Consider the following 25,812-nt stretch of genomic DNA (forward strand, 5'->3'; position numbering starts at 1 on the left):
CTATCCGATGCCGCTAATATGACAGATCAGATAGAAATGTCGACATGAATCTTGTGTATTCGCAACTGCTAAACTACCGCTAAACTTGATCAGGGCAGCGGTGGCACCGTATTGACGATGTTGATCGGTCCCGACGTCGCCACGGTTGTCGTGGCCGGATTCAGGTTGTTGTCCGTGACGACCTGCTCGGCCGTTGGAGCTGCGGAGACACCCCTCGACAGGTTGATCGTCGAGGTACTGGCTCCGCCGGATACCGCCAGGAAGACGTCACTGCCGTTCGCCGGATCGCCATTGGAGAAGTCATTGCGCTGAGTCCCGGAACCGCCGACCAAAAGGTTGATGACGCCATTGTCGCCGGCCAGGCCCGAGCCCGCGACGACGTAGAGGCCGGTGAAGGCATTGGAATCGCCATTGCTGGTCGTATTGCCCTGCACCGTGGCATTGATCGTGCTGCTGCCGGAAATTTGGGAGATCTGTATGCCGGCCGTGTCGTAGTGCGTGAGAATGTTGTTCAGGATCGCGACGGTGAAGGTACCGTTGTCCTGGCTGTTGATGTCGATATCGTTGGAGCCGATGCCGCTGCCCGAATGGGCTGTGCCGGCGACGCCGATCGTATTGCCCGAAATCGTGCCGTCGAATATCGAATTGCCGCTGCCGCTGCCCTTGTTCACTTCGATGACGTGCGACTTGATGCCGGTTCCACCATTGGCGGCATGCATGTCGAACGTGTTGTTGGCGATATTGAAGGTGACATTGCCAAGGCTGGCGATGTCGAAGGCGGTGCCGCCGCTCACGGTCACAGGGTGGTTGTTGGTTACCGTGTTGCCGACCAGCTGGACGTCCATGTTCGTCCCGACCCCGCCTGTCGCGGCAACGAGGTTGGCGCGGGCTGTCGTCAAAGCGCTGTTGGAGACGGTCAGGTTCATGGCGGTGCTGCCCGCGTCGGCCTGGAAGTTGATGCCGTCGTTCATCCCGGTACCGTTGTCGCTCCTGCCGCCGATGGTGGAGCTGTCGATCGTCAGCCGGTTCAGCGTGCCGGTGTTGTTCTCGACCATGATGGTGTTGGTATAGCCGCCGCTGATGTTCGAATTGGTGATCGAACCGGAGCCCAGCAGGTTGGTCAGCCGGATCGCATCCTCACCGACATTGGCGAAGGACGCCAGCCCGTCGGACAGGCTGTTGCTGGTGCCGCTGTCGCCGCTGATGACGCTGTGGTCCAGCGAGAAGCCGGTGACGTTGTTGCCGCGGATCGCGAAATTGCCGAAGTCGTTGAGCTGCATCCAGGCGAGCTGCACACTCTTCGTACCGTTGAGGAAGATGCCCGTGCCTTGCGTGGCGGAGCCGTCGGCGCCGCTCTTGTTGGCGATGGTGCCGCCCGTGCCGGCCGAGCCCGTTCCGGTCACATGCAGGCCGCCATTGCCGGCCGCCGTGCCGGTGTTGACCAGGATGATGCCGTCGGCGCTGCCGCCATTCGACGAGATGCTCTGGAAGACCAGGTTGCCCGAGCCGATATTTGTGTTCTCGACATCGAGTGCCGTGCCGGTCGTTGACGTGATCGTGTTGCCGCTGCCCTGCACCGTCACCGTGCCACCGCCTGTGGCGTTGAAGCCGGTGCCGCTGGTGGTGTTGATGACCAGGCCACCGCCGGTGAAGTTGATGGTCGCATTGGTATTGTTGGTCAGGTTGACGGCGGTGTTGGTGCCGGTCGTCAGCGATTTGCCGGCACCGGAGAAATTGATTGTGCCGCCGCTGTTGGCGTTGACGAGAATGCCGTTGGTGGTGGCGCCGGTGGCGGTAAGATTGCCGGACAGTGTCGTGGTACCACCGGTGCGGTTCTGGATGGCAACGATGTTGTTGGCGTTGTTTTTCGAAATGGTGCCGGCATAGGTGATGTTGCCGGCGCCGCCATCGACGTTGAAACCCACGCCTGTCGGGTTGGTGATCGAGGTGCCGGCGCCGAAGCTGAAGGCGCCGTCCGAGCTGGTAACGATGTCGATGCCGGCGTCGCCGCCGTTCAGCGTCGTCGTGCCATTGAAATTGTAGGTGCCGTCGGCATTGGAGAACTGCAGGCCGATGCCGTTGCTGGCCGACAGCGTGCCGGTCTGGAAGGTCAGCGTGCCGACGGAGTGGGTCGACACGTTGACCATGGCACCGCTGCCGCCCTGGGTGATGTTACCGCTGTAGGTGACGTTGGCCGTGCTGCCGGACACGTTCATCGCCGTCCCGGTCGTATTGGTGATCGAGGTGCCGGTGCCGAAGCTGAAGGTGCCGCCCGAACCGGTGAGGATGTTGATGTTGGCGGTGCCGCCGTTCAGCGTCGTCGTGCCGTTGAAATTATAGGTGCCGTCGGCGTTCGAGAATTGCAGGCCGGTGCCATTGGTGGCCGACAGCGTGCCCGTGTTGAAGGTCAGCGTGCCGGTATGGGCGCCGAGGACGTTGACCATGGCGGCGTTGTTGGCCTGGGTGATGTTGCCGGCATAGGTGGTGTTCACGCTGCCGCCGCTGACCAGGAACGCCGCGCCCGTCGCACCGCTCAAGCCACCGGAGCCGAGGCTGACCGTGCCGGTGACAGCGGTCAGGCTGACATTGTTGGTGCCGCCGGTCGACGTCGTCGAGGTGAAAGTGACGCCGGCGGCGATGCCATTGAGATTCACCGCCTGCGCGCCGGCGGAATTCACGGCGCCGGTCGTGACATTGACCGTGCCGCCATTGCTGGCGCTGAAGCCCGCCGTGCCGTTTGTCAGAATATTCAGATTGGCGAAGTTGACGGTCGAAGCCTTGCCGGCGTTGTCGATCGACACCGCGGTGCCTGTCATCGTCGTACTGGTACCGAGATTGACGGCCCCGTTGAAGCTGACCGTGTTCGCCGCGGTCGCGCCGGAAATGGCTATGCCGCTCGCCACGCCATTCGCCGAGACCGGCCCACCGAAGGTGACGCTGCCGCCGCCGCGGTTGGCGATGCTGACGGCGTTGCCGGCCGTCGCCTTGGTGACCGAGCCGCCATAGGTGATGACGGCATTACCGCCGGTCACGTTGAACGCTGTGCCCGTCGCACCGCTCAGCGCGCCGGAGCCGAGGTCGACCGTGCCGGTGACATTGGTCAGGCCGACATTGTTGGTGCCGCCGCCCGACGAGGTCGAATCGAGCGCGATGGTGGCGGCGACGCCGGAGAGGCTGACGGCCTGGCCGAGGGTCGAATTCACGGTCTCGGCGCCGCCGGTGGCGGTGATGCCCATCGTGCCGCCGGTGCTGGCGATGCCGGTGCCGGTCGTGGTGTCGACGGTCAGCCCGCCGGTGAAGCTGGTCGTGCCGCCGCCCTGCGAGAGACCGCTGCCGCTCGTCGTGTCGATGTTGGCGAGGCCGCTGACGTTGAGCGTGCCGCTGGCCCAGCCGATGCCGCCGCCGGTGGTGGCGGTGTTGTTTATCGCCACCGTGTTGAAGTTGAAGGTGCCGGTGTTGGCGTTGATGGCGCTGATGCCGGCGCCCGACGTGTTGGAAATGCTTGTCGCGCCGGTGACGGTGAAGGTGCCGGCAACGCCGTCGAAAATGATGCCGCTCGCGCCGCCGCTGGCCGTGACGCTGCCGACCGTCATGTTGACGGTCAATGGGTCGAGGTTGAACGCCGTGCCGTTGGTGGTGTCGACCGAGCCGCCGCTGCTGTTCAGGGTGAAATTGGTATTCGCGCCCTTCGTGTCGACCAGGAGACCGGTGCCGCCATTGCTGGCGACGGTGAAGGTGCCGAGGTCGAGCGTGCCGCTGGTGTTGGTGAAGGCCAGGCCGTTGCCTTGGACGCGTGCGCCCGTCGTGCCGACATCGAGCGTACCGACGCTGACCGTGCCGCCGGCTCCAGTGGAATCGAACGTAACGTTGTTGAAGGCAATGCCGCCTCCGGTGCCGCCGGTGACCGTATTGCCGGAGAAGGACCTGACGGCGATCGAGTTGCTTGTCGGGCCGATGTTCTGGCCGGCGAAGGACGCGGCCAGCGCGGCTCCGGTCGACTGCAGCGTGTTGCCATCGATCGAGAGCAGCAGCGTGTCGGCCGGCGCGCCGGTGGTGATGAAATCGAGCGCCCGGCCGCCGGCGGCGATGTCGTTGTCCCTGACGAAGAAACTGGAGGCGGCCGATGCGTTGCCGGAAATGCCGGCGCCGGTGCCGGTATTGCGGATGATGAGGTTCTGGATGCCGCCGGTGATCGTCCCGGCGCCCGATGTCGCCAGGTTGATGACCGAGGTGGCGTTGTTGGTCTGCAGGATGGGCCGCAGCGTATCGATGCCGCCCGGCGCCGCAACGATCGGTGAATTCTGCACCGTGGTGAAGTGGAACGCTGCCGACGCGCCACCGCTGGTGTCGACACCGAGCTGCGAGACATCGATGGCCGCGTCGCCGCTCTTGAAGGCGAGCAGCACCTGACCGTCATCGAGGTTGAACGCGGTGCCGCTGAGGTCGATGGTTTCTTGGGCACCGTTGACGTTCTGGTCGATCAGCACCACGACATTGGCGGTGGACGCCTGCGCTCCCAAATAGCTGCCCGGATTGGCGAGGCTGCCGTCGCCGGTGCCGCCGGATGTGACATAGTAGACGCGGACGGGCGAAAGGTTCGACGTGTCGCCGCTGAAATTGACGTCGTTGAAATTGTAGTCGCCGTTGGTCGGCAAACTATCGGTGGCGTGGATGACCTGGCCGCCCGTGGTCGCGATGGTCGATTCGGCCGGGCCCTGGCCGTCGCCGAACACCAGCTTGGCGTTGGTGGCGCTGGAGAACTGGACGCCATAGCCGACATTGCCGATGGTCGAGGTCTGGGCGCCGCCGGGATTGACCGTGTCGCCGAGCTGGATGATGCCTGTGCCGGTCGTGCCGGCCATGTCGATGCCGATCGTGCCGGCGAAGCTGCCGCCGTCGACGTCGAAATCGCCCGCCGTGATGTTGCTGGTGCCGAGCGATGCGCCGTTGAGGTCGAAGCCGATAGCGTTCGCGGCATTGAGCCCGACCGTCAGGCTGGTGAAGTCCAGTGCCGAGCCGAGCGCGCCGGAAATATCGACGCCGCGCGAGGTGATGCCTTGCAGGTTTACCGCGCCGAGATCGAGCGAGCCGCCGTTGACATCGTTGAGCGATATGCCGGTCGCAGCACCGTTGCTCGAAATCGTATCGAAATTGATGCCGGCCGCGGCGATGGTCACGCCGTCGAGGTCCAATGCGGTGCCCGTCCCGGTGGTGATGGTATTGCCGCTGCCGCTGACGCTGACCGTGCCGCCGCCGCTGGCGCTGAACGCCGTCGCGGCGTTCGTCGTGATGTCCAAACCCTCGAAAGTGATTATGGAACCGGCGTTGTTGGTGAGCGAGACACCATTGCCGCCGACCGTCACCTCGTCGGAGAACGTGATCAGGCCGCCGGTATGGTTTGCGATGCTGACGCCGCCGCCGGTCAGCGTGCCCGGTGTCGCGCTGTTGGGCAAAGTGCCGCGCGTCAGCGTGATGTTACCGGCGCCGCCATTGGCGTCGAGCAGCGTGCCGGCGACATTGATGTTGTTGTCGAGAATGGACAGGTTCGAGTCGAGGCTGGCGACCTTGAAGGCCGTGCTGCCGGTGGCGACATTGCTGACCGTCACGCCCTGGATGGTGATGCCGCCGGCATTGTTGAAGCCACCCGCGCTCTGGTCGATGGCAAAGACCGAGCCGCTGGCGCCATTGAAGTTGAAAGCGGTGTTGCTGACCTGGTTGCTGCCGAGCAGATGCAGGAAGTCGGCCGTGCCGGTGACCACGCCTTCATTGCCGGTGACGTTGCCGCCGGTGGCGCCGAGATTGCCCTGGACATTGACCGGCTGGAGCGTGCCGGAGACGGTGATGGCGGTGTTGTTGCCGAACCCGGTGATCGACTGGCCCGAATCGAGCGTGAACGGCGTGCCGCTGAGATCGACGGTGCCGACGAAGGCGAAGGTCTGCGTGCCGGCCAGGGCATCGGCGGCGGCGACCGAGATGGTCGTCACCGCGGCGCTGAGCCCGTAGGTGCCGGCGGCGATCACGCCACCGTTCTGCGAGACCATGATGGTCCCACCAACCGCGCTGGGCAGATTGGCGTTGCCGGTGAAGGCGACATCGTCGAAATCGTAATTGCCCAAGGCCGGATCGAGGCCGACCGTGTTGACGGTGAAGGCGCCAACGGCCGTGGCGCTGATCGATGACTGCAGCCCGTCGGCCGAAGTGCCGTCGCCGAAGGTGAAGTTGGCGTTGGCCGAGGTCGCCGTGGTGTGGTCGCGCGCCAGGTCGACGCCGATGCCGAGATTGGTGACGCTGGAGCCGCGCCGGAAGCTGATGGTCCTGTTGCCCGTCGTCGACGACAGGTCGATGCCGCGCGAGGTGAGGTCGCCGTTGCCGGTAATTGCCGTCACGCCGAAATCGGACGTGGTCGACGAACCGTTGAAGTCGATGCCGGTCTGGTTGGCACCGGCACCCATGGTCACGTTGGTTGTGCCGAAGGTCACGTTAGCATTGGTGCCGGAGAAATTGATGCCGGCCGCGTTGGCGGCCGAGCCTAGAGTCACGCTGGTCGTGCCGAAGGTCAACGAACTCGCAAAGGTACCGATGTCTATGCCATTGCCACCGGCACCCGACACCGTGACCGCGCCGAAGGTGGCACTGGAGCCGCCGGCGATGTTCGAAACCGACAGCCCGTTGCCTATCGCGTTGGTGATCGACAAAGGCGCGGTGGCGTTGAAAATAGCGCTTTCGCCGGGGGCGCCTAGGCGGGTGAGGACTACGCCGCCACCGCCAGTGGCCGTCATCGCCGAGCCACTGAAACTGATCGTACCGCCGGTCAGCGTTGACGATGTGCCTATAGCGAAGAGGTTACCGGTGCCCGTTGAGGTGATACTGCCGCTGAAGGCCACCGAGCCGCCGGTGATGCCGTCGACCTTGACCGCTGTTCCGGGCGCGGTCGCCGAACTGGAAATATTGGCCGAGACCGTGATCGCAGCGCTGCCGCCGGAGACGACGACGCCGTTGCCGGTACCGGAGTTGGTGATCGTGCCGCCGATGGCAATGGTGCCGGTGTTGTTGGCCAGGCTGACATCGGCGGCGTTAACACTTGTCGTAACCAAGTTGTTGACGCTGACGGTCGCCGCACTGTTCTGCACCACGAAGCCAGAAACGCCGAGGGCGGTGGTATCGATCTTCGTCGTGCCGTTGAAGCTGTACGTGCCGCCGGCGATGTTGGTGAGGCGGATGGCGTCGCCGCTGATACGGAACAGATCGACATTGCCGAAGGTGACGTTGCCGCTGCCGGCACTGATGTTCTCGATGACGATGCCAGTAGAAGCGCCGCCGCCCGAGCCATCCACGTTGACGCTGGCGAAATTCACGCCGGCGGCGCCGATGGTCATTCCGGTGCCGCCGATGAGAATTCCCTTCTCATCCGGCCCGAGGCCGGTTGCTACGGTGTTGGTCCCGGTCACCGTCAGCGTGCCGCCATTGACAGCGCTGAAGCCGTAGCCGCCATCCGTGGTCAGGTCGAGGCCGCCGGTGAAGTTGATCGTACCGCCGGTGTTGCCGGTCAGGTTGATCGCATTGGCCGCACCGGTGCTGGCGGTGATCTTGCCGCCGAAGGTGGCGGTGCCGCCGGTCATGTTGGAAATTCTCACCGCGCTTGCAGCGGCGGTCTGGCTGATGGTGCCGTTGTAGGTGACGTTGGGCGTGGAGTTGGTGATCGAGAAGGCGTTGCTGCTCGTACCGGCGATGGAGCTTCCGGCCCCGAAGGTCAGGGTTCCACTCGAGCCGGCAACGATACCGACGCCTATGCCGCCGCCGATAATATCGAGGTCGTCGAAAGTGGCGGTGCCGTCGAAATCGTTGGCGAACAGCCCGACATTGCCGGCATTGGCGATCGTCGTATTGCCGGTGAAATTGACGGTCGCGCTTGAATTAACCAGCGCGATGCCGGTCTGGCTCGCATTCTGGATGTGGAGACCGTCGACCGTCACCGTGCCGGTCACGCTGTCGAGGACGACGCCTGTCGCGGCGCTGCTGACCGTCACGCCGTTGATCGTTGCGCCGGCGATGCCCGTTCCATCGATTGCGGTGGCGGAACTGCTGGCGGTGAGGTTCGCGACGAGGTTGCCATTGGCCAGGTCGATGGTGTTGCCGGCCGAATTGTTGAGCGTCGCGCCGCCATTGCCGAAAGGATCGGCCTGGAATTGCGTGCCACTGATGACATGCGTGCCGGTGACATTGGCGGGCGGCGCGCCAAGGCTCACCGAAGCGCCATTGGCGAAGGAAACGATCGACTGGCCGTCGGCCAGCGTAAAGCCGTCGGCATCCGTATCGATGTTTCCGGCGCCGTTGTTGACCAGCACGAAGATCGTGTTGGCGGGAGCCGCCAGGGCGTCCGCCGCGGTGGCGTTGATCAGGTCGTTGACGCTGGAGCCGTCGCCAGCGCCGGTGCTGGCGGCGCCGACGAAGACGACATTGGCGATGTCGAACAGCTGCGGACCGTTCAGCACCGTGGTGTTGAAGGCATAGGTGCCGCTGCCTGGCAACAGGCCGCGCATGTCGAGCGACGCCGTCGTGCCGGTGATCGACGCGCCGCCGGCCGCGCCGAACGAGAACGCCGTGTTGGCGGTGGTGCCGGCCGCGCCATTGGTGCCCATCTGCACGCCGGTGTCGACACCGGCGATGATGCCGCCGCCGATCGTCACCGAGCCGCCATTGGTGCCCGACAGGTCGATGCCGATCGAGGTGCCGCCGGAACTGCCACTGACGTCGAGCGTAGCGGCGGTGAAGGTCGAGGTGCTGCCCGACAGGTCGAGGCCGGTGGAGCAGTTACACAGGCCAGTGATATCGATGTCGCCGAAGCTGATGATGCCGTTGCTGCCAACGACGTCGATGCCGCTTCCGAACGGCTGGTCGATGGTGACCGCGCCGCTGAACGAAACAGCGCCGGTGTTGTCTTCCAGCCAGATGCCGTCGCCGGGATCGGTTATGCTGACCGGTCCGCTGAAGGTGAGCGTGCCGGCATTGTCGGTGGCGAGGATGCCCTCGCTGTCGATATGAGTCAGGGTGACCGGCCCGCCGAACGTGACCGCGCCGCCGGAATTCTGGACGTCGATACCGACACCGCCCGGGGCGGTGATGTCCGAGATATCGACGGTTCCGAACGTGAAATCGCCGGTGCTGTCGAATATCCCGAGGCCGCCGAGCAAGGTGTTGCTGACCGTCGTTGCGCCGGAAACGGCGAAATTTCCCGACACGCCTGCAAACGACGCGCCGAAAAGGCCGCCGTCCTGCGTCAAGCTGGTCAGCGTCACGTCGAGATCGGCGCCGAATAGCGCGACGCCGCCGCCACCGTTCCCGGAGATCGTACCGCCGGTGGTAGTGAACGTGCCGGCGGTGGAGGAGACGTTGACGCCGAGGCTTAAATTGCCGGATGCGTTCAGGGTCTGGAACGCGTAATTTCCGTCGCCGTTGATGGCCAGGCCGGCGCCATTGCCCGAAAGCCCTGTCGCGCCGTTGAAGGCATAGGTCCCGTTGCCGTCGATGCGCAGGCCGGCGCCGCCATTGCCGGTCGCGGTCACGTTGTTGGCCGCGACATTGCTGGCACCTTCGAACAGCAGCCCGTCCAGGCCGGCTCCGCTGACATTGACGCCGCTTATCGTCACCCCGGTGACGTTGTTGCCATGGATGCCGGTGCCGCCGCCTGGATTGGCGTTCGAGACGTTGAAGTCGAGCAGCGAGGTGCCGCTGGCGAGCGTGACGGTGTCGGCGCCGGCCGAACTGGTCAGCGTCGCCGCGCCGCCGGCGTCCGAGATGGTGCCGGTATGCGAAATGTTATCGCCGGTCACATTGACCGGGATGCCGCCGAGCGAGAAGGTCCGCCCGTTGCCGAACGAGGCCAGCGTCTGCCCGGCGCTCAGCGAGAAACCGTCGGTGTCGTCGATGGCCGTGCCGCGATTGACCAGCACGAAGATCGCCGTGCCGTCGGTGTTGGCATCGGCTGTCGCGATCGAGGCGAGGTCCAGCAGGGAGGAGCCGGTGCCCGAGCCGGTCGCCGTGGCGCCGACGAAGATCACATTCTGCACGTCGAACAGCTGCGGACCGCTGAAGGTGGTCGAGCCGAACGCGTAGTGGCCGAGCGTCTGGTTCAGCCCGCGCGCGTCGAGCGACGCGGTGATGCCGGCAATGGAACCGCCGCCGAAGCTGAACTCGGCATTGGCCGACCCGGCCAGCGAGCCGGCTATGCCGAAGCGCACGCCGGTGTCGACCCCGGCGATGGCGCCGCCATCGGTGATGACGATCGTTGCCCCGCCCGAGGTCGGCGAGGAGAGATCGATACCGATCGAGCCGGCGGAGCCGGTGCCGGTGATGTTGAGCGACTGCGCGGTGAAGTTCGTGTGGCTGCCGGAGAAGTCGAGGCCGGTGCCGACGCCGAGGCCGGAGATGACGATGTTGCCGGCGACCACCGCCGCATTGACGCCGGCAAACGAAATGCCGTCGCCGCCGGGTGCCGAGATGGCGACATCGCCGAAGCGGATCGTTGCCGGCGAATCGGAAATGGCGATCGCCGGTCCCGTCGTGTTGGAAATCGTCGTCGAACCGTTGACGGTGAAGCTGCCCGAGACATGGTCGAGCACGACACCCGACGTGCCGCCGGTCTGGCTGATCGAATCCAGCACCACATGGGCGGTGATCGGGTCGATGAACACGGCCATGCCGCCATTGCCCGACACGGTGCCGCCGGTGGTGGTGAAGCTGCCGCCGCTCGACGTGCCCTGCACGGTTATGCCGCGATCGGTGTTATCAAGCGCATTGACGGTGGCGAAGGTGTAGGTGCCTTGGCCTGATATATCCAGACCGTCGTCGTGGTTGCCCTGCAGCAGCGTCGTGCCGGTGAAATTGTAAGTGCCGTTGTCTTCGATATGCAGGCCGTCGAGGCCGTTGCCGGTCGCGGTGAAACCGGACGCCTTGACGTTGGTCGAATTGCCGGTGAACGCGGCGCCGTTGCCGCCGGCACCCGTCACAGTCACGTTGGTCAGCGTCGTGCCGGTGGCGTTGTTGCCGAAGATGCCGTTGGCGCCGCCGGTGATGGTGATGCCGTTCAGCGTGTTGCCGGTGCCGAGCGTGATGACGTTGTTGGCGACATTGGTGCCCTGGATCGTGCCGTCGCTGCCGCCCAGATTGAAGGTGGCGGTGCCGCCGCCGGACAGTTTCGCGGTGACGCTTTCGCCGCCGCCGATCACGGTCTGGCCATTGGCAAGTGTCACGCCGGCTGTCGTCAGATTGCCATTGCCGCCCAGCGCAACCACAAAACCGCCGCTGCCGGCCTTGGTGACCGCGTCGTCCAGCGTCGTCGGGTCGGCCAGCGTGCCGGCGCCCGCCAGCCCGCCATCGGCGAAATAGAACTTGCCGAACGCCGCATTGGTCGCGGCGTTGATGGCGACGCGCGTCGTCGAGCCGCCGTTGATCTCCTGCGACTGGATCCTGACGCCGATATCCCCGCGCACGCGCTCGTTGACGCGCTTGCGCAGGCCTTCACTGACCGGATAGACCGGTTCGGCACTGATGGCCGCGGTCTTGTCCGAACCGTGGCCGGGGTTGAACGGGATGTTCAGCCGCACGCTGCCGGCGAACTGGGTGTCGTCGCGATTGTCGTTGCGGACCTCGCCGGCGAAGACCAGTTCGGTGCCGCTGCCGAAGACATCGCCGATCGTGTATTCGAACCCGGCCTTGGCGCCGGTGACGCTGCCGTCGTCGCCGTGCGGGTTCTCGAAATGGTAGCCGCCAATGTCGAGCCGCAGCGAGTGCTTGTCGGGCAGGTTGACCGGAACCTGGGCGCCGATCTCGCCTTCGATGCCCCAGGCCGCGTAATCACGGTGGTCGAGCACCGATATCCGTTCGATCAGCTGGTTCGAGACCATCGACAGGGTCGAGCTGGTCGAATGATCGGTCGAGTCGCCCTTGATCGGTACGAAGACGTTCACATGCGCGTCGAAGTTCGGCGTGATCGCCTCGACGCCCAGCGTGGCCGCGGTGAACTGCGTGCTGTCGTAGTTCTCGAGGTTTATATAGGCGTAGCCGCCGAGCATCAGGTCGGGATTGACGATGCGGCGAATGCCGAGGCCGATGTCCTGGCCGGAAGCATCCTTGAAATCGTGCTTGGCCCGGACATCGAGGAACAGCACCGACTCGGCCGTCTGCTTGATCGGAATGAAGCCTTCGAGCGCGGCGTTGCCGCCATTGTTGTCGGCACCGACGATGGCGCGGATCTGCGGCTGCCAGAGGCCGTCGGGGTCGGCATGGGCAATCACGCCCGAAAGGCCAAGCGCCAGCGTCGTCAGCGCCGTCGTCTTCCAAAGATGGCTTACAATGCGCGAACGGCGATAACCAGCGCGCACGCGGAAAGCCTCCCCATGCGCCACCATCCCACCAACCTGCCGAGACGTCTCGGTAGTTTCCATCCCTGGCGAGTCCCTTCAGGGACTGCACGTCCCGCGTGTTAATTCTTACGCGAATTCTATTGTATAGCGAGTCCGGAAGGTTGTGCGTGTTGTTGTCGGACCGCAAAGTTCTGTCCTGTGACCATATTGCCACAGTAGATTTGCCGGCTTGCTTGACTCGGGACTCGGCTTTCGGAGCTGTCGCCATTGTTGTATCAAGCCTTTTCCGAGAGAATACCTGCTGGGGCAAGGAAAATTGTGGGGCGTCAAGAACATGCCAAGTAATTTAGCTAGAGCTAATCTAGCGCGAATGATCGCGACATCGGCTGCCCTTTGGCTGCTGTCGACTTCTGTTGGCCCGGCGCTTGCCGAGGACGCGGCCAAAGGGTCCCAAGCCAAACAGTCTCAGCCCAAGGAGGCCGGACCCAAGCCGGCCGACGCCAATGCATGGGCGGTGAACTGCTCCAGCGGCTCGGCGACCAACGAGCTTCAGTGCCAGGTGTCGCAGACCCTCACCGAGGCCAAGACCGGGCAGCGCGTGCTGACCGTCACCGTGCGCCGCGACAACGCCAATGGCAGCTCCGCCATGCTGCTCGCTTTGCCGCACGGCCTGTTCCTGCCGTCCGGCGTCAGCTATCAGGTCGACCAGGGGCAAAAAATCGTCATCGCCATCCAGACCAGCGACCAGAACGGCGCCTATGCCGCCACGCCGCTGTCGCCGGAACTGCTCAAGACGATGAAGTCGGGAACCAATCTGAACATCTCCATGGAATCGGTCACCCGCAAGCCGGTCACCATCCCGGTCTCGCTCGCCGGCTTCACCACGGCCATCGCCAAGCTGGAATCGATCAAGTAGCGGGTTCGCCGGCAACCATTGCCCGACATCCCGCCCCTTCGTGGGCGTCTCCGCTCCGCGCTCAAGCGATGCAGCGCGTCAATACGAGCAACCGGCTTGATTGTCCGCACCCGCAATGCTCCGTTGTCGCTTCGGACATCCGGAGAAACCCATGACAGGCTTTGTCGACCGCCAGCGCGCCGCGCAGTTGATGGAAGGCGCCGGCATCGGGGCGCTGGTGCTCTGCGCGCCCGAGGCCTTCCACTATGCGACCGGTGCGTGGATCGGCCCGGCGGGACTGTTCCGCCGTGCCGGTGGCGGCTTCGTGATCATCCCGGCCGGACAAGACCTGCCGATCGGTGTTGTCGTCGCCGACTTCAACGCCGCGCAGCTGCGGCTCGCCGCGCCGGAAGCAATCGTGCGGTCGCACCCGATCTGGATCGAATCCGCGCCGGTCGAGATTGGAACGCACGGGCTCGCTTTGGCCGAACGCATCGAGGCCGGCCTTGCCTCGCTTGGCCGCGCCCCGGATTTCTCCCGCCCCGCCACTTTCGATCTCGCCGGCTCGGTGCGCCAGCTGCAGGCCTTGCTCAAGGAATTCGGACTGGAGCGCGCAACGCTCGGCATCGACCTTGACTTCGTCCCGGCCGCCGATTTCGCGGCCATCCAGGCGCTGTTGCCGCATTGCCCGATGGTCGATGGCTCGCCGGTCCTTGACAGGCTGCGGGCCGTCAAATCCCAGCGCGAGATCGATCTCCTTCAGCAAGGCATCTTTCTCTCGGAAGCCGGGCTGGAGCGCTTGCAGGTGGACGCGATGGCCGGCATGCGCCAGGCCGATCTCATCGCGCTCTACCGCAAGGGCGTCGCCGAAGCGGCAGCCGGGCTGTCGCATCCGGTCGTCACGGCGGAATATGTGACGCTGGGCGCCCGCGCCAAGGGCGCCGACGCCAGGGCCGTGGCCGGCGATCCCTTGAAATGCGACATGGTCTGCACGGTCGGCGGCTACGCTTCCGACATGTCGCGCAATTTCACCTTCGGGCCGCCTTCCGCCGACCAGGCCGAGCTGCATGCCATCGCCGAGCGCGCCTTCGAGGACGGGCTGGCGGCGCTGATCCCCGCAAACACGCTCGCTCATGTGCATCGCGTCACCACCGAGAGCCTGGCGCGGCAAGGCCTGCGCAGCTTCCGCCGCGGCCATTTCGGCCACAGCGTCGGCCAGTCGGTGTTTTCCGAGCAATGGCCGTTCATCGCGGCCGACAATGATGTCGTCATCGAGGCCGGCATGGTGCTGGCCTTCGAAATCCCGCTCTACATGGACGGCCTCGCCAGCTTCAATCTCGAGGACCAGTTCCTGATCACGGCAGATGGGCCGATGCCGATGAACCGGCTGCCGAGGCGGCTGGAGAGGCTTGGCTAGCGGGAGGCTTCACTCCGGAGATTGGCCGAGCCCCTCCACGTTTGTCATCCACGGACGGAGCAGTCGCGTGGCGGCGTCGCGGAGACCCGAGGATCCACATGCCGCGACCTTGATCGAATAGTGCAGCGCCGCTGCACAACCCTTGCCGGCTAACTAAGCGCTCACCTGCGGCCGCCGATCCCTCCACGGCATCTCCTGCTCCAGCTGCGCCGAAGCCGCCAGCACGGTCGCCTCGTCGCCATAGCGGCCGACCAGCTGCACGCCGATCGGCGCGCCGCCTTTCGACCAGCCCAGCGGCAGGGAGATCGCCGGCTGGCCTGAAATGTTGAAGGGGAAGGCAAACACCGCGTCCGTCCATTTGGCGTTGTAACGGTCGATGTCCGTCTCCGACATGTCGTAATAGCCGAAGGGACGCGGCAGCTGCGTCAGCGTCGGCGTGATGAAGAGGTCGTAGGCATCGCGATCGCCGACAATGTCGCGGCCGATCTGCCTCAGCTGCTCGACATCGGAGATGTGCCTGACACCGCTGGTGGCGCGGCCGCGCGCGATGATCGCCCAGGTCACGGCCTCGACGTCGTCAGGCGTCACCGGCCGGCCGATCACCGTTTCAAGATAGTCGAAGGTCGCCGCCGTCTGCACGCAGGTCATGTTGGTGTAGGTCGCCCAGACGCCGTTGGCATCGAGCGGCATGTCGTGCTCCTCGACATGGTGCCCCAGCCGTTCGAGCGTTATCACCGTCGCCAGCACCGCCGCCTTGACCTCCGGATCGATGGCTGTGCCGTTGGGCGGCGTGACGGTGAAGCCGATGCGCAGCGTCTTCGGCGCCTGCGCCGACAGGCTGAGCCACGAGGCATCGGGAACCGGCGGCGTATAGGGGTCGCCCGGCAGCGCGCCGGCGACGGCATCGAGATAGGCCGCGGTATCGCGCACCGAGCGCGAACAGCAGAGAAAATAGGCGCCGCCATACCAGTAGTCGCCGAACGGCGCGAGGCTGACGCGGCCGCGCGACGGTTTCAGGCCGACAATGCCGCAGCAAGAGGCTGGAATGCGGATCGAACCGGCGCCGTCGCTGGCTTCGGCGATCGGCACCATGCGCGAGGCGACGGCCGCGGCCGCGCCGCCGCTCGAGCCGCCGGGCGTGATGCCTTCCTTCCACGGATTCTTCGTCACGCCGTAGAGCTTCGGCTCGGTCGTGATCGACCAGCCGTTCTCCGGCGCGTTCGACTTGCCGACCAGCACCAGTCCCGCCGCCTTCATGCGGCGAACCACTTCGGTGTCGGAGTCGGCGACGACGTCCTTCAGATAGAAACAGGAATTGGTGTTCGGCGCGCCGGTCCAGGACGAGGCCAGCTCCTTGAGCAGGAACGGCACGCCGGCGAAGGGCGCGGACCTGTCGACCGTCTGCGCCTGCGTCCGCGCCATGTCGTAGAGGCGATGGACGACCGCGTTCAGCGCCGGATTGAGCCGCTCGACCAGCGTGATCGCCGCCTCGACCAGTTCGGCCGGCGAAACCTGGCCGCCGCGCACCAGCCCGGCCAGATCGAGCGCATCGGAGTCCGCGTAGGTTTTCAAAAGACTGTCGGTGACCATTTCTCTCTCCCAAATTTGCATGCCTCGGCACCTCGCTTAGGAATGCGCGAGCTGTCGTTACCGGCCAACTGCAAATGTAAGCTCCGCCCCGCCTGCCGGCGCCTTCTCCCCGTATAGTGACCGGGAGAAAGATGAAATTCCGCGCTGCCGGTGCCGCCTCCAGCGCCAGCAGCCGGATTGCGTCAGGCCAGCTCGACCGTCCGTCCCAACGCGATGCTCTGTTCGGCGGCGAGCACGATGCGCAGGCTGTTGACCGCCGCGTCCATCTGCTCGGTCAGATCGAGGTCCTCGCGGATGGCGCGCAGGAAGAAGGCCTGCTCGCGGTCGCACAGCTCCTGGTGGCCGGGCTCGTCCTCCATGCTGACGATCTCATCGCGCTTGGAAAAGTTCTTGTCGCCGTCGACTTGGGCGTAATGGATCTTCAGCGCATCGGTCTTGGTGTGGCGGTCGATGTCGGCCGAGTTCGACACTTCGGCGTCCGAGGCGGTGCCGGCAGCCTGGCCGGCGACGATCGACACAGCGCCCTTCGGGCCGACCACGTCCTTCACGAAATAGGCCGTCTCGCTCATCATCGGGCCCCAGCCGGCCTCGTACCAGCCGACCGAGCCGTCATCGAAGGTGACGTGCAGATGGCCGTAATTCTGCTTGTCGGCCTCCGCCCACAATTTGGCGCCGATGCCGTGCACGCGCACCGGCTTGGCGCCGGTCAGCTGGCACATGACGTCGACATAGTGCACGCCGCAATCGACGATCGGGATCAGCGAATCGATCAGGTTCTTGTGCCAGTGCCAGGCGCTGCCGCTGCTCTGCTGGTTGAGGTTGAGGCGCATCACCAGCGGCTTGCCCAGCGTCTTGCCGACCTCGATGAACTTGATCCAGGACGGGTGGACGCGCAGGATGTAGCCGAGCACCAGCTTGCGGTTCTTGGCGCGCGCCGCCGCCACGACCTTCTCGGCATCCTCGATGTTGGTGGCGAGCGGCTTTTCCATGAACACATGGCAATTGGCCGCGATCGCCTTCAGCGCATATTCGGCATGGGTGTTCGGCCAGCTGTTGATCGAGACGGCGTCCGGCTTCGTCTCCTTCAGCGCCTGGTCGAAATCCTCGTAGAGCGGATAGCCGGCTAATTCGGCCGGTATCTTGCTGTTGCTCTTGATCGAGCGGCTCATGATGCCGACGATCTGAAAACCCTCGGAGCGGTGATAGGCGCTGGCGTGCGACGCACCCATATTGCCGAGACCCACCACCAGCACTTTTACCTTGTCGGCCACCGCCACCTCCCACACTTTTCTTCAATGAATTGCGGGCGGCAACCCTGTCGCCGCCCGGTTCTGTCGCCGGCAGTCCCTACTTGACGGCCGAATCGAACAGATGCGCCTTGATCTTCTCGACATCGAGCGCGGCAAAGGCTTCCGACAATTTGACGCCGTCGGCATCGGCCTTGACCTTGGCCTTGTCGAAATCGTTGGCCGCCGGGATCAAGTCGTTGGTGCAGACATCCTCGGCCTTCACCGGATTGGTGATCTGGCCGATCTTGTGGATCTCGTCGAAGAAGCCCTGCCAGCTCGCCATGTCGTGCGAGCCCCAGCCGCCGCGCTTGTCCATGTCGCCGCGGAAGACGTTGATCTGCTGCAGGATCGAGGTGGTGCCGAGCTCCGGCCCGAGATTCTTGGCCAGCGTCGGGAACTGCTCGAACACCGCTTCGACCGCCGCGCGCGGATTCTGGTAGCCGAATTCGAGTCCCATCGCCCAGCCGCGCAGGTATTTTTCCAGGAAGGCCTTCTTGTCGGGGTCCTCGAGGTCGGCGCTGCGCACGACAAAAGTGTTGGCCGGCAGCTTGGAGTTTTTCACGCCGAGCCAGTATTCGAAGTCGAGGCCCTTGGCGATCCATTCGGCGCGCAGCCCCTCCCACGACAGGGCAGCATCTCCCTGGCCGCCGGCAAGCGCGGTGCCCCAGGTCGGCCAGCCGGCCTCGACATACTTTACTTTCTTGATGTCGACGCCTTGCGCGGCGAGCAGCGGATCGGTGATCGACTGCCAGGCGGCCGAGCCGAGCAGGATGGTCTTGCCTTCGAGCTTCTTCAGATCGTTCGATCCCTCGCCCTTGCGGAAGGCGATGCTGAACGTGTCGCGCGCGCCCATATGGAACACCGATTTCAGCTTCATGCCGTTCTGGATGGCGAAGGAGAACACGCCGGGGGAGGGGAAGCCCATATCGGCCTGGCCGACATCGACGAACTTGACCGTCGCCGTGCCGTCCGAGGGCCCCGGCTGCATGTCGGTGTCGAGCCCGTCGAAATAGCCGGCCTTCTTGGCTGCCCAATAGGGATAGTCGTCGAGCACTTCGAGCGTGCCGCGCGGCGAGATCCAGGTGAACTTGCCATAGGCCTCGGCCCTTGCCTCCAAGCCGGTGGCGCCGAGCGCGGTTGCCGTCACCAGGCCGGCGCCGGTGACCTGCAGGAAATAGCGGCGGCTGATGCCCGGGTGGTTCGTCGAATGGTCTTTGGTCATGGCATTCCCCTTTTTGTTTGACGTCGGTCTGCCGCCCGCCTCCCGGGCGTCTTGCTTCAAATCCTTGTCTTCAAGCCTCCCAGCTCGCCCATTTCTTACCGATGAGGAAGAACAGCACGTAGATCAGGATGCCGAGTGTCGACAGGATCAGCACCACGGCGAAGAATTGCGGCATCTGGATCATCGACGAATAGGTGGTCAGCCGGTTGCCGAGGCCGAAGCCGCCGCCGACCATCTCGGCGCCGACGGCGGTGAGCAGGCCGAAAATGGCGCCGATCATCAGCCCGACCAGGATCATCGGCAGCGCCATCGGCGCGCGGATCTTCCAGAAGATCTGCAAGGTGCTGGCGCCGTAGGAGCGGGCGAGCGCGATCTTGGCGCTGTCGACGCGGCGAAAGCCGGTGGCGGCATTGATCATCACCATCGGCCCGGCGGCCAGCGCCACCGCGATGATGCGCGGCGTGTAGCCGAAGCCGAAGCGCAGGATGAGCAGCGGCACCAGCGCCAGCATCGGCGTGGTGACCAGCAGCAATATGTAGGGCGCGACGATTTTTTCGGCGAAGGGGAACTGGGTGATGACGGCGGCCAGCACCAGCCCGACGACGGCGCCGATGGCAAAGCCGGAGACCAGCTCGACCAGCGTGTAGCCGAGATGCGGCGCGATCAGCGGGAACTCGTCGAACAGCGCATAGGCGATCGAGCTCGGCGGCGGCATGATGTAGAGCGGCACATGGAACAGCCGCAGCGCCAGTTCGATGCCGCCGATGATGAACACGGCGACGGCGATGATGGCCGCCACCTCCTTGCCCGACTTGACGCCGGGGCCGCTGGCGAACGCCGACAGATTGGTCAGGCTGACCTCCTGGCCATCGCCTGATTTGGATTTGGAGAATTCCGGGATGGCGTCGCTCACGGCCTGATCCTCACGATCTCGGCGCTGGCGCGCTCCTGTTCCGGCGCCTTCGGCCTGGCGCGCTCGCCGACAATGTCCATCTTGATCCGGTTGGTGAGATCGAAGACTTCCTTGGTCGCCATGATCTCCAGCGAGCGCGGCCGCGCGAACGGCACGCGATACTCCTTGGCGACCTTGCCCGGCCGGGCGCTCAGCACCACCACCCGATCCGAGAGAAAGATCGCTTCCTCGATGCTGTGGGTGATGAAGACGATGGTGGTCTTGGTGTCGAGCCAGATCTCCTCGACCAGCCGGTTCATCTCCTCGCGGGTGAAACTGTCGAGCGCGCCGAACGGCTCGTCCATCAACAGCACCGAGGGCTTCAGCGCCAGCGCCCGCACGATCGCCGCGCGTTGCTGCATGCCGCCCGAAAGCTCACGCGGGAACTTGCCGCCGAAGCCGTCGAGGCCGACGCGGTTCAGGAGATGCGCGATCCACGTCCGGTCCGGCTTCTCGCCCTTGATCTCGAAGGGAAAGCGGATGTTGGCGTCGAGATTGCGCCAGGGCAAAAGGTTGGCTTCCTGGAAGACGATGCCGATATCGGGATGCGGGCCGGTGATCTTTACGCCGTCGAGCCGGATCTCGCCGCTGGTCAGGCGGTGCAGGCCCGACATCGACCACAAGAGCGTGGTCTTGCCGCAGCCGGACGGGCCGACGATCGAGACGATTTCATTGGCTCTGACATCGAGGCTGCAGCGGTCCAGCGCCAAGAGGTCGCCTGACGCCGTGTGATAGATCTTGGTCGCTGCCTGCACGCCAAGCTTCGGCGTTGTTGTCTCGCCCGCGTTCATCCGCCCCTCGGAGATTGCGTGATGATCCAGTAGGTCATCTGCCAAAAATCAGTCTGTAACTATCCTACTTTGCTGTCAAGCGTTCGCGGTGGTAACCGTATCATGAAATTTCCGGTATTCGCCTAATATGTTGTTTTTGCCAAGTTTTCTCGGCCTTGAAATTCGTGTTGCTTTCCTACATACTCTGAAAAGGAAACGCGAGCTTATCGCCAGGCACGCAACGGTTGCAGCGCGGCCAGGCGCATGGAACGACGGCGTGCAAACATGGTAAGAGGTCAGGTCGAAACGCCAGGGAAGACCGACTTCATGACCGAAGCTGACAGCCAGCAAGAGCCTGTTGCAAGCCACGAGCCGGAGGGACGCGACATCAGGCGCATCCCCGACATCATCTCGCTGGTCAAGGATTCCTACGCGGAGTTGAGCCCGGCGGAGCGTCGCGTCGCCGATGTCGTGCTCGACGATGTCAAATACGCCGTCGACGCCTCCAATGCGGCGATTGCCGAACGCGCCGGCGTCAGCGAGCCGACGGTGACCCGCTTCTGCCGCGCCATCGGCTGCGAGGGTGTGCGCGATTTCAAGCTGAAGCTGGCGCAAAGCCTCGTCGTCGGCGCGCTCTATCTGGCCAAGCCGCCGGCCATCAGCAACGACAATGGCATGCCGTTCTGGAACGCCGTCTTCGGCGAGGCGCGCCGGGCGCTGCAGGAGGCTGAACGCCAGCTCGATCCGGGCGAGCTGCAGAAGGCGGCGGAACTCATCGCCAAGGCTCGCCAGGTCACCGTTTTCGGCCTCGGCGGCAGTTCCTCGGCGCTGGCGCAGGAGACGCAGTACCGGCTGTTTCGCTACGGCATCACCGTCAGCGCCCAGTGCGATCCCTATCTGATGCGCATGACCGCCTCGACGCTGAAGCCGGGCGACCTGGTGATCGCCATTTCGGCGACCGGGCGCACGCGCGAGGTGATCGAGGCCGTCGAACTCGCCAAGCACTACCGCGCCAACGCCATCGCCGTTACCGCGCCCGACACCGATCTCGCCCGCGCTTGCGATGTCCGGCTGACGGTGGCGGTGCCCGAATATCCCGACACGCTGAAGCCGACCGCTTCGCGCTTCGCCTTCCTGGCGGCGATCGACCTCTTGGCCGTGGCCTGCGCCTACAAGCTCGACGGCTCGGCGCGCGAGACGGTCCGCCGCATCAAATACAACGCCCAGATCCACCGCACCGGCAAGGAGATGGAGCCGCTCGGGGATTAGGGCATCTCTTTTCCTTCTCCCCTTGCGAGAGGAGGGAACAAGACGGCGCCAACGCAGGAAGAGGAACACATGCTGGAAATGGCACCGACGAAACAGGCAGCCGCATGGCTGGAATCCCTGGCGCAGGCGCTCGCAGCCGGCGATGCGACCGCGGCAAGCCATTTGTTCGTCGACGACTGCTACTGGCGCGATCTTCTGACCTTCACCTGGAACATCACGACCATGGAAGGCCGCGAGGCCATCACCGAGATGCTCGAGGCGACGCTGGCGACGACCAAGCCCACCGCATGGCAGCTCGCCGGCGAGGCGACCTCAGACGATGGCACGATCGAAGCCTGGTTCACCTTCGAGACCGCTGTGGCTTCCGGCCAAGGCATCATGCGCCTGCGCGACGGCCGCTGCCGCACCCTGTTCACGGCGATGACCGACCTCAAGGGGTTCGAGGAGCGCAAGGGCTTGGCGCGGCCGCTCGGCGTGCGCCACAAGGCCGACCCCGAACGCGAGACCTGGTCGGAGGCGCGGGCGCGCGAGACGCGCGAGCTCGGCGCCACCGAGCAGCCCTATTGCCTGGTCATCGGCGGCGGGCAGGGCGGCATCATGCTGGCCGCGCGGCTGCGGCAGCTCGGCGTGCCGACCATCGTCATCGAGAAGAACGCCCGGCCCGGCGATTCCTGGCGCAACCGCTACCGCACGCTCGTGCTGCACGATCCGGTCTGGTACGACCATCTGCCCTACATTCCGTTCCCGGAAAACTGGCCGGTCTTCACGCCCAAGGACAAGATGGGCGACTGGCTGGAAATGTACACGCGCGTCATGGAGCTCAACTACTGGGTCGCCACCAAATGCCTCAGCGCCTCCTATGACGAGGCACGGAAGGAGTGGACCGTGGTGGTCGACCGTGTCGGCCGGCAGATCACGCTGAAACCGAAGCATGTCGTCTTCGCCACGGGCGCCTACGGCCCGCCGCGAAAGATCGACCTGCCCGGCGCCGCGGCGTTCAAGGGCGAGCTGCTGCATTCCAGCCAGTATGCCAGCGGCGACAAATTCCGCGGCAAAAAGGTCGCCGTCATCGGCGCGGCCAGCTCAGGGCACGATGTCTGCGTCGATCTCTGGGAAAGCGGCGCCGACGTCACCATGATCCAGCGCTCGCCGACCACCGTGGTCAAGTCGGACACGCTGATGGAGGTCGGCTTCGAGATCTTCTCGGAGAGCGCGCTGGCGCGCGGCATCACCACCGAAAAGGCCGACATGATCGTCGCCTCGACGCCCTTCGCCCTTGTGCCCAAGGGCCAGTGCGCGCTCTACGAGGTGATCAAGGCGCGCGACGCCGCCTTTTATGACCGCTTGCGTGCCTCGGGCTTCGCCATCGATTTCGGCGACGACGAGACCGGCCTCCTGATGAAGGCCTACCGCACCGGCTCCGGCTACTACATCGATGTCGGCGCCTCCGACCTGATCATCGACGGCAAGATCGGCATCCGCAGCGGCGTCGCCATCAAGGCGCTGACGCCGACCGGCATCCTGTTCGAGGACGGCAGCGAGCTCGAGGCCGACGCCATCGTCGCCTGCACCGGCTACCAGTCGATGAACGAGAATGTCGCCGCGCTCGTCTCGCGCGAAGTCGCCGACAAGGTCGGGCCCTGCTGGGGCCTCGGTTCCGGCGTCAAGGGCGACCCTGGCCCCTGGCAAGGCGAATTGCGCAACATGTGGAAGCCGACGGCGCAGGAAGCGCTGTGGTTCCACGGCGGCAATCTGGCGCTGTCGCGTTTTTACTCGAAATACGTGGCGCTGCAGATCAAGGCGCGTATGGAAGGCATTGCGACGCCGGTTTACGGCAAGCCGAGCAACGCCGGACGGTGAGGCGAAAGCATGCTTCGGTGAGAGGTCGACCCCCACTCCGTCGAGCTTCGCTCGACACCTCTCCCCCGGTCGGCGGGGGAGAGGAAAGGCGCGAGCTTAACCGGGCTGGCCCCCTTCCTCTCCCTCCGGAGGGGGAGAGGTGGCGCTGCGAAGCAGCGACGGAGTGGGGGAAGCCATCGCCAACGCGCAGCCGCCACAGGGAAGGCACAACCCTACCGGCCATCCCACGACGGGAGATCGGCTAATCGTGCCGGTGCCCGAAATGCCGGGCGGCAACCTCGACATGCGTACGCGCGACATGCGCCTCGAAACGCTCGGTCTCGCTGACATCGTTCACCGCCTCGTTCGGCCACCAGGTGCCGCCGATGACGATGCCTTCCGACACCAGCCGCTGGTCGGTGACCAGCGAGGCGCCGACCGCGTCGACAAAGGTGAACCGGCCGGACAGCTGGCGAAGGATTGCGACATCGCCGACGGTGCCGACGGCCAGCGTGCCGAGGTCCGGCCTGGCGATCGCCCGCGCCGGCGCTTGCGTCGCGGCGCGCAGCACCTCGACCAGCGGCATGCCGAGCGCCATCAGCTTCGACATGCAGACCAGAATGTCGAAGGCCGGCCCGTCGACGCAGTAGAGATGCACGTCGCTCGAGATGACGTCCGGCGCCAGCCCCTCGGCCAGCATGGCGCGCGCCACTTCGAAATCGAACGAACCCATGCCATGGCCGATATCGAAGATGACGCCGCGCTCGCGCGCCAGCCGCATGTCGGGCCGCACCGCGCCGGACGCGAAGACCGGCGCGTTGGGGAACGGCCGGAAGCAATGGGTGAGGATATCGCCGCGGCGCAGGCGCGGCAGCACTTCCGAGCGGCCGGGCGGCGGCTCGTCAATATGCGCCATCAGCGGCAGTCCGGCCTTGTCGGCCGCCTCGAGCGCCAGATCGACCGGCGCGATGCCGCTGGTGCCGCCGGCATGCTTGCCGGAGCGGACTTTCACGCCGACGACGACATCGGCGTGCTCGCGGGCGGCCGCGACCACCTCGCGCGGTTCGCAGAGCCGCAGATCGCTGCACTCGCCGACCGACACCGACTGCGAGAAGCCGAAGATGCCGGCGAATGAAATGTTGACATAGGCCAGGATGCGCGCCCTGGACCGCTCCATGACATGGCGGCGGAAGCCGAGGAAGTTGCCGGCGCCCGCGCTGCCGGCATCGATGAAGGTGGTGGTGCCGCTTTTGGCGGCGAGCCGGTCGGCGTCGACGCCGAGCGAGGTGCCGCCCCAATAGACGTGGCTGTGCAGGTCGACCAGGCCGGGCGCGACGATGCAGCCGGCCGCGTCGATCACCTCATTGGCGCGATCCGCCGGGATATCGGCGTCGACCGCCGCGACCCGCCCATTGGCGATGGCGACATCGCGCGGCGCGTCGATGCCGGACGCCGGATCGATGAGCCGTCCGCCCTTCAGCAGGAGGTCGAATTGCATGAGGGGAACCTCCGGTTCGTTGCTTTGCCTTCTCAGAGACTGTTTCGAAATTCGCTCTGGCGAGTCATATGGTGGTGGTTTCGAGAACCGGAGCGGAGCGGACATTTGGGTCCGTAAGCTCCGTTCTACCGCACGCAGTAGAACGGGGAAGCGCGGAAAACGCCGCTGGATGTCCGCCGGAGCAGAATTCCAAACGGTCGCTCCTAGACGGGCCTGTAGGCAACCGCCTCGACCTCGATCTTGATGTCGATCATCAGCCGCGATTCGACCGTGCTGCGGGCCGGCGGATTCTTCGGGAAGTGCCTGGCGTAGACCGCGTTGAAGGCGCCGAAATCGCGCGCGTCTTCCAGCCAGACGGTGGTCTTCACCACGTCGTCCAGCGTGCAACCGGCCAGGGCCAGCGCCGCCTTCACATTGGCGAGCACCTGCTCGGTCTGTTCGGTGATGCCGCCTTTGACCACGATGCCGTCGCTGCCGACCGGAACCTGGCCCGAGACATAGACGAAGTCGCCGGCCCGCACGGCGGGCGACAGCGGCACATGGGATGTTCCAAAAGTCTGCTTGGGCAAGGGATCGCCTCCTCTGATGACGCGGCAGGGCACCAGGGTGGCGCCCACGTCCACGCAGATTTACCGCGATCGGGGCGGTCCCGATAGGGCCCTTGTTGGAAAGCAACATTCTTCGAAATCCGTGTTGCTTTATTACAGAA

General features: G+C 65.1%; 12 protein-coding genes. 4 read left to right on the forward strand and 8 right to left on the reverse strand.

What is annotated here, in order from left to right; all coding sequences use genetic code 11:
• Positions 1 to 89: 89 nt before the first annotated feature.
• On the reverse strand, positions 90 to 12,380 hold the full coding sequence (locus CK227_RS30375; RefSeq protein ID WP_179296557.1) for an S-layer family protein: 12,291 nt from the start codon (positions 12,378 to 12,380) through the stop codon (positions 90 to 92).
• Between the two features lie 352 nt (positions 12,381 to 12,732).
• Between CK227_RS30375 and CK227_RS30380 the strand changes: the two genes are divergently transcribed.
• Positions 12,733 to 13,278 carry an invasion associated locus B family protein gene (locus tag CK227_RS30380; RefSeq protein WP_245318348.1) on the forward strand — a complete coding sequence of 182 codons (546 nt, stop codon included), beginning with the start codon at positions 12,733 to 12,735 and terminating at the stop codon, positions 13,276 to 13,278.
• A 151-nt stretch (positions 13,279 to 13,429) separates the two neighbouring features.
• Positions 13,430 to 14,674, forward strand: coding sequence for a Xaa-Pro peptidase family protein (locus tag CK227_RS30385; RefSeq protein ID WP_095775576.1), 1,245 nt, complete (start codon positions 13,430 to 13,432; stop codon positions 14,672 to 14,674).
• Between the two features lie 153 nt (positions 14,675 to 14,827).
• Here the strand turns inward: CK227_RS30385 and CK227_RS30390 are convergent, their stop codons facing one another.
• The 5 genes from CK227_RS30390 to CK227_RS30410 all read right to left on the reverse strand — a co-directional run bounded on the left by CK227_RS30390 (position 14,828) and on the right by CK227_RS30410 (position 20,518).
• Complete coding sequence (locus CK227_RS30390) at positions 14,828 to 16,264, reverse strand: amidase (RefSeq protein ID WP_095775577.1); 1,437 nt, start codon at positions 16,262 to 16,264, stop codon at positions 14,828 to 14,830.
• Between the two features lie 182 nt (positions 16,265 to 16,446).
• The gene (locus CK227_RS30395) at positions 16,447 to 17,535 is read right to left on the reverse strand and encodes a Gfo/Idh/MocA family oxidoreductase (protein WP_095775662.1); all 1,089 of its coding nucleotides are present in this window, start codon (positions 17,533 to 17,535) and stop codon (positions 16,447 to 16,449) included.
• Positions 17,536 to 17,611: 76 nt separating this feature from the next.
• Positions 17,612 to 18,775, reverse strand: a complete 1,164-nt coding sequence (locus tag CK227_RS30400; RefSeq protein WP_095775578.1) for an ABC transporter substrate-binding protein — start codon at positions 18,773 to 18,775, stop codon at positions 17,612 to 17,614.
• 70 nt (positions 18,776 to 18,845) lie between these two features.
• Positions 18,846 to 19,688: an ABC transporter permease gene (locus CK227_RS30405; RefSeq protein ID WP_095775579.1), complete on the reverse strand. Its 843-nt coding sequence runs from the start codon at positions 19,686 to 19,688 to the stop codon at positions 18,846 to 18,848.
• Positions 19,685 to 20,518, reverse strand: a complete 834-nt coding sequence (locus CK227_RS30410) for an ABC transporter ATP-binding protein (protein ID WP_095775580.1) — start codon at positions 20,516 to 20,518, stop codon at positions 19,685 to 19,687. The genes CK227_RS30405 and CK227_RS30410 overlap by 4 nt, the downstream gene beginning before the upstream one ends.
• 306 nt (positions 20,519 to 20,824) lie before the next feature.
• Here CK227_RS30410 and CK227_RS30415 point away from each other — a divergent pair, with 306 nt between their 5' ends.
• Entirely contained in the window at positions 20,825 to 21,766 is a 942-nt protein-coding gene (locus CK227_RS30415) for a MurR/RpiR family transcriptional regulator (RefSeq protein WP_095775663.1), read from the forward strand.
• Between the two features lie 69 nt (positions 21,767 to 21,835).
• The gene (locus CK227_RS30420) at positions 21,836 to 23,626 is read left to right on the forward strand and encodes an NAD(P)/FAD-dependent oxidoreductase (RefSeq protein ID WP_095775581.1); all 1,791 of its coding nucleotides are present in this window, start codon (positions 21,836 to 21,838) and stop codon (positions 23,624 to 23,626) included.
• 241 nt (positions 23,627 to 23,867) lie between these two features.
• Here CK227_RS30420 and CK227_RS30425 read toward each other — a convergent pair whose 3' ends face one another.
• Together CK227_RS30425 and CK227_RS30430 are read right to left on the reverse strand one after the other, a co-directional pair.
• On the reverse strand, positions 23,868 to 25,103 hold the full coding sequence (locus CK227_RS30425) for an amidohydrolase/deacetylase family metallohydrolase (protein WP_095775582.1): 1,236 nt from the start codon (positions 25,101 to 25,103) through the stop codon (positions 23,868 to 23,870).
• A gap of 203 nt (positions 25,104 to 25,306) precedes the next feature.
• Entirely contained in the window at positions 25,307 to 25,672 is a 366-nt protein-coding gene (locus CK227_RS30430; RefSeq protein ID WP_095775664.1) for a RidA family protein, read from the reverse strand.
• Positions 25,673 to 25,812: the final 140 nt, after the last annotated feature.

The organism is Mesorhizobium sp. WSM4308 (assembly GCF_002294905.1).
GTDB lineage: Bacteria > Pseudomonadota > Alphaproteobacteria > Rhizobiales > Rhizobiaceae > Mesorhizobium.